5 protein-coding genes and 1 tRNA gene are annotated in these 5,335 nt (G+C 33.8%); 4 read left to right on the top strand and 2 right to left on the bottom strand.

Annotated elements, in window-relative coordinates; all coding sequences use genetic code 11:
- Positions 1–191 precede the first annotated feature (191 nt).
- The 3 genes from ACEYOS_RS06530 (at position 192) to ACEYOS_RS06520 (ending at position 2,924) form a co-directional block, all read left to right on the top strand.
- Positions 192–266 (top strand) — tRNA-Pro (locus tag ACEYOS_RS06530).
- Positions 267–760: 494 nt separating this feature from the next.
- Positions 761–2,125, top strand: coding sequence for a S28 family serine protease (locus ACEYOS_RS06525; protein ID WP_373708984.1), 1,365 nt, complete (start codon positions 761–763; stop codon positions 2,123–2,125).
- A gap of 103 nt (positions 2,126–2,228) precedes the next feature.
- A complete protein-coding gene (locus ACEYOS_RS06520) occupies positions 2,229–2,924 on the top strand; it encodes an ATP-binding cassette domain-containing protein (protein WP_373708983.1) in 696 nt (231 codons plus the stop codon).
- Positions 2,925–2,975: 51 nt separating this feature from the next.
- Here the strand turns inward: ACEYOS_RS06520 and ACEYOS_RS06515 are convergent, their stop codons facing one another.
- Positions 2,976–3,362 (bottom strand): SRPBCC family protein, encoded by a 387-nt coding sequence (locus tag ACEYOS_RS06515; protein ID WP_373708982.1) that lies wholly within the window; start codon positions 3,360–3,362, stop codon positions 2,976–2,978.
- 33 nt (positions 3,363–3,395) lie between these two features.
- Between ACEYOS_RS06515 and ACEYOS_RS06510 the strand changes: the two genes are divergently transcribed.
- A complete protein-coding gene (locus ACEYOS_RS06510) occupies positions 3,396–4,001 on the top strand; it encodes an NUDIX hydrolase (protein ID WP_373708981.1) in 606 nt (201 codons plus the stop codon).
- Here the strand turns inward: ACEYOS_RS06510 and murF are convergent.
- The gene (gene murF, locus ACEYOS_RS06505; RefSeq protein WP_373739223.1) at positions 3,998–5,272 is read right to left on the bottom strand and encodes a UDP-N-acetylmuramoyl-tripeptide--D-alanyl-D-alanine ligase; all 1,275 of its coding nucleotides are present in this window, start codon (positions 5,270–5,272) and stop codon (positions 3,998–4,000) included. The two genes, ACEYOS_RS06510 and murF, sit on opposite strands and share 4 nt — an antisense overlap.
- Between the last annotated feature and the right edge of the window lie 63 nt (positions 5,273–5,335).

Here is a 5,335-nt window from a genome sequence, read left to right as displayed (position 1 = left end):
CTCAGCTGGATAGAGCATCTGCCTTCTAAGCAGACGCTCACAGGTTCGAATCCTGTCGCGCTCACTGAAAAAGACCGAGAATTTTCTCAGTCTTTTTTTTGTTTAATTGTAGAAAAGAGTTTTTGATCTATTTCGGAATCTTTGGTAAAATTTCAAATTTTATTCTCTGCAGGTTTAGTTAAAAAAGTACTCGGGGCGTAGCGTAGTCCGGTCATCGCGCCTGGTTTGGGACCAGGAGGTCGCAGGTTCGAATCCTGCCGCCCCGACTTTATAGAAAACTCTTTCGGGAGTTTTCTTTTTTTTAAACTCATTTCCCAACGACAAGTTTAAAAATCCCAAAAATCGGATGAGTAGCTCTGCTGGATAGAGCATTCCTATATAATTCGGAACAATTACAGGTTCAAATTCTGTCACGCTCTCTGAAAAAGATTGAGAACTCTCTAATTCTTTTAATTAATATTCGATACTAAAATTCGATAGCTTGTACTACACCGCAGACTTCTTCCACTTTCTAACTAATTTCATTTTGAAATTTATTTTTCGTACCAGTCAAAATATAAATTCCTCCAAAACAGTTTACAAATTTCCTATTCAAATATATTTTAAATAAAAATTAAATTTTAACTTTAATAATTATTTGAAAATTTTCACAACAAACTGATTTCCTTCTAAATAGAGAGAACATTCCACAATCAATCTCTTAAAATTCTCGATGAAAGTGAAAACTATTTAGTATTAAAGAAAACTAAAAACTTTAAAAATGAAAACACTCCTATTTCTTCGGATGACTTTATTTCTGATGTTATTTTCATTACAAAATTTTTATGGACAAAAACATCGAATAGAATTACAGCAATTATTTGGTAAAGAAAACGTGACCTATATTGACAGCAGTGCATTTAAGGAATATTACCGGATCAATGTTCGCCAACCCATCAACCATACTAATACTCAGGGAGGTTTCTTTGATCAACAGGTACTTCTCGGAATTCAGGATCCAAAATCAATTACCATTTTACAAACCGCAGGTTACGCAATTCCTAAGCATTTTAACAATCCAAATTATAAAACTGAATTAACCACAATAGTTAATGGAAACCAAGTCTTAATAGAGCATCGGTATTTCGGTTCCTCGATCCCTGATTCGTTGACGAAAGAATTTCTGACTTATGAACAGGCAAGTAATGACGATCATTTCATTAAAGAAAAGCTTGCCCGTTTATTAACTGGTAAATGGGCTAGTACAGGATTAAGTAAAAGCGGAGATGCTGCCCTCGCCTACCGATTCTATTATCCAAATGATGTTGACGCTACAGTCGCATTCGGCATTAGCATTACGACCGAAGTTGAAGATCCACGATTTGAAACCTATATCAAAGAGCGGCGCAAAACTGAAGATGGCAAAAAGATCAATAAGGCGCAATTTTATTTATTAAAAAACAGAAAGAAATTACTGCCCCTATTCCGCAGAGCATTTGAGTTCGAAAACCAGGATTTTGCAAATTGGGATTTAGAAACACTTTACGATTATGGCGTACTCGATCTGGAAGTTTCGTTCTGGCAATATTATAAATCATTTGATGATTTTAAATTAGAGGTCAATACAATATTTGGGGAGGAATCCAAAAGAGAGGGATTTCCACTTACTCTGAAATTGGATACTTTTGAAGATCGTCTCGTTTTATTTGTCGCCTATTCATCTATAGGTCTTATTGATAAAAAAATGACCAGCCATTATTACCAAGCTTTTTCAGAGGGTGGCTATTACGGTTATGAAGAAACTCCTTTTTTGAAATATCTAAAACTTAAAGATTATCCACTCAGTATATTTGCAATGGACCCGACCATATTCAATGGAAAATTTCGTAAAGATGAAAAGAAATGGAGCGAAACAAAAATGGACAAGGTAATTTTCATCAATGGAGATAATGACCCATGGGCTGTGTATAAAATTAAGCCTGCAAAGAACTTAGACAATCTACAAGTCATGGTGCATAATGCGAATCATACGTTGAAACTGAAAGATCTTCCAAATGAAGATTATAAAAATGTAATTTTGAAGCTTAACAAATGGCTCGATTTGAATCTGGATGTAAATCGATCGCCAGATGAATCACAAAAATAAAAATTTAAAAAAATCCTTTAGAAAATTCAAAAAAAATGGTTCTTTCATTTCTAAATGATTTCAGTTTCGATTTCCTAAATTTGCGTTTCATTAAATAAAATTCATGTCCCTACAAATCATCAATCTTACCAAAAAATTCGTCGACCAAACCGCACTGAATAACATCAATATTGAAATTAACAATACCGAAATCATCGGGCTTCTTGGTCCGAATGGCGCTGGGAAATCGACCTTGATGAAGTCGATTGTTGGTGCCCTTAAAATTGATGAAGGTCAAATTATTTTTAACGGAAAAGATATTCGTGAAAATGAAATTGAATCCAAAAAAAACATTGGTTTTTTACCAGAGAACAATCCACTTTACGATGAAATGTATGTGAAGGAATATTTGAGTTTCGTGGCAGATATTCACAAGGTTTCAAAACATAGAATTGAAGAGGTTATAGAACTGGTTGGAATTACACCAGAAAAATCGAAAAAGATCTCGCAACTTTCAAAAGGATATCAACAAAGAGTTGGTCTTGCCCAAGCCATTTTACATGAACCAGATCTATTAATTTTAGATGAACCGACCAATGGGCTCGATCCTAATCAAATCATCGAAATTAGAAATGTAATTAAAGAAATAGGAAAAGAGAAAACGGTCATCCTTTCAACGCATATTATGCAGGAAGTAGAAGCGCTTTGTTCACGCGTTATTTTGATTCATCAGGGAAACATTATCCAAGATTCCACTATCGAGGAATTTAAAGGCAAATACAGCAGTTTAGAAGAAGCATTTGCAAGCTATACTCATTAAATAAAAAAGCCCCGAATCAACATTCAGGGCTTTTTCAATATATTTGATTTCTTAAATCTTTTCGATATTATCGGTCAAAGCGTCAATGAAGTTTTTCAAAGGTTTCTCAACCATCATTTTAATGAACGGATTAAATTTACCTTCAAATAATAATTGAACTTCAGTTTGATTGTCGCTGATTGGACTCATCATCCCTTTTAATGCAAAATCTAAACTTGAACTTGCAGATTTCAACGTGACTTGATTTTCTGTAACTTCGTCAATCACCAAAGCGATTTCTGGCATTCCTTTTAAACTGAATTTAAAACCTTGGTCACGAACTTCGAAACTCTGCAAAGAATCGGGCATCAATTCTCGGTATCCTTCTGGAGTGTTTAACATTTCAACCAGCTCTTTTCCCGATTTATTTACGATTATCTTTCGTCCTTCTAAATTCATTTTTATATTTTTGTATTAATTAAAACGTTGCAAATGTATAAAGTTTTTGTGAATGAAAAAAAATTATCGATTAGTAAATATCCTGAAGACATTGAAAAGAAATTTCGATATGAAGATTCCGCGACTTTAGAAATAGCAATTGATCTTTTGGAGAATACTTCTTGTCCAGAACTCAATATTTACGGTGATGATTTGAACGGGATCTGGAACGATTTTAATCAAATTTATAAAGTAATTGAAGCTGCAGGCGGTGTCGTCAGCAATCAAAATAAAGATATTTTATTTATTCGCCGTTTAGGAAAATGGGATTTGGCGAAAGGTAAAATAGAAAAGGGCGAATCTTTGGAAGATGCTGCTGTTAGAGAAATTGAAGAGGAAACTGGCCTTAAAGATCTTGTTTTAGAAAAATTCATCAACACCACTTTTCATATTTACACAGAAAGGAATGGAGAGAAAATACTAAAAACCACCCATTGGTTTAAAGTGAGCTATGTCGGAAATGCCGAACCAATACCACAAACTGAAGAAGGGATTTCTGAAGTTTCCTGGAAAAACGAGAAGGAAATAATAGACGTTGTTTTTCCGATGACTTTTGAAAACATCAAACTTATTTTAAACGATTTTTGGAATTTAAATTAATCGATAAATTCTAGAATTTCTTCTAAAGCAATCCCACGGGAACCTTTTAACAAAATATTCATGGATTCAATTTTATTGCTTTTTAAATAGTCTGAAAGCTCTTTAGAGTTTAGATAAGATTTTGATGTCGCATTGATCTTTCTAAATTCATTTCCCACAGTAATGATTTCATCGAAATTCAACGAAGTCGCCAAATCTAGAATAGATTGATGTTCTACTTCTGATTCCTCGCCCAATTCTAACATGTCACCGATAATAATCGTTTTAGCTCCATTAAAATTGGTGAAGTTTTTTAAAGATTCAGCCATCGAACTTGGATTGGCGTTATACGTATCGAGCACAAAAGTTTTCCCGTTTTTTTCCAGAACCTGTGAACGCATATTGGTAGGTAAATAATTTTCAATGGCCATTTTGATTTGCGCAAAATTTAAATCAAAATGTAAACCTAAGCTTGCGGCAGCACACAGATTAGTGTAATTATAATTTCCAGTTAATTTTGATAGAGCTTGATTTTCATTATAGACTAAGCCTACTAAATTATCTTTTACGAATTCAGAAAACTGATAATCCGCAGTTTCAGCACCGAAAGTTATTTTATTTTCATAGTCGTTTGTCTTTTCAACTTGAATTGGATCCTGCTCATTCACCAAAATAGTTTGTTTATTATTTTTCAGATAATCATATAATTCTGACTTTCCTTTGATAACACCTTCCACGCCTCCAAAACCTTCGAGATGTGCTTTTCCAAAATTGGTAATATATCCAATATGAGGTTGTGCGAGCTCGCAAAGCATTTCTATTTCTTTTTGATGATTGGCGCCCATTTCAATGACCGCAATTTCATGTTCCGGCTTTATCGAAAGTAAAGTAATTGGAACACCGATATGGTTATTTAGATTTCCAAAGGTATATTGAACCTTATACTTCTGTGAAAGCACCGCGTGAATGATCTCTTTCGTAGTGGTTTTACCATTACTTCCTGTCAAGCCAATAATTGGAATATTGAGTTGATTCCGATGATGCTTTGCTAAATCCTGCAAAAATTTTAAAGTGGAGGGAACATAGAAAATATTTTTCTGTTCATTTTCAAATTCTTTCTTTTCTACGATCACCGCCAGCGCACCTTTCTCAATAGCACCTTCTGCTAACGTTGCAGCATTAAAAGTTTCGCCAGAAAAAGCAAAAAATAAGTCGTCTTTTTCAATCTTCCGACTGTCGATGGTTACTTTTGCTGCTTTTAAAAAAAGTGGATAAAAGGAAATTACATTCAAGGGTCAAAAATAAAAAATGCTTCTGCAATTACAGAAGGATTTGGAAATATTTTAATAAAAAAT

The organism is Kaistella sp., from assembly GCF_041824135.1.
In the GTDB taxonomy this organism is placed as follows: Bacteria; Bacteroidota; Bacteroidia; order Flavobacteriales; family Weeksellaceae; genus Kaistella.
The sequence above is the reverse complement of the archived record's forward strand: the minus strand, read 5'-3'. Positions and strand labels throughout refer to the sequence as shown.

Coding starts and splice junctions, on each gene's coding strand:
- ACEYOS_RS06510 (WP_373708981.1), top strand. CDS start 3,396: ATGTATAAAGTTTTTGTGAATGAAAAAAAATTATCGATTAGTAAATAT.
- ACEYOS_RS06525 (WP_373708984.1), top strand. CDS start 761: ATGAAAACACTCCTATTTCTTCGGATGACTTTATTTCTGATGTTATTT.
- ACEYOS_RS06520 (WP_373708983.1), top strand. CDS start 2,229: ATGTCCCTACAAATCATCAATCTTACCAAAAAATTCGTCGACCAAACC.
- ACEYOS_RS06515 (WP_373708982.1), bottom strand. CDS start 3,362: ATGAATTTAGAAGGACGAAAGATAATCGTAAATAAATCGGGAAAAGAG.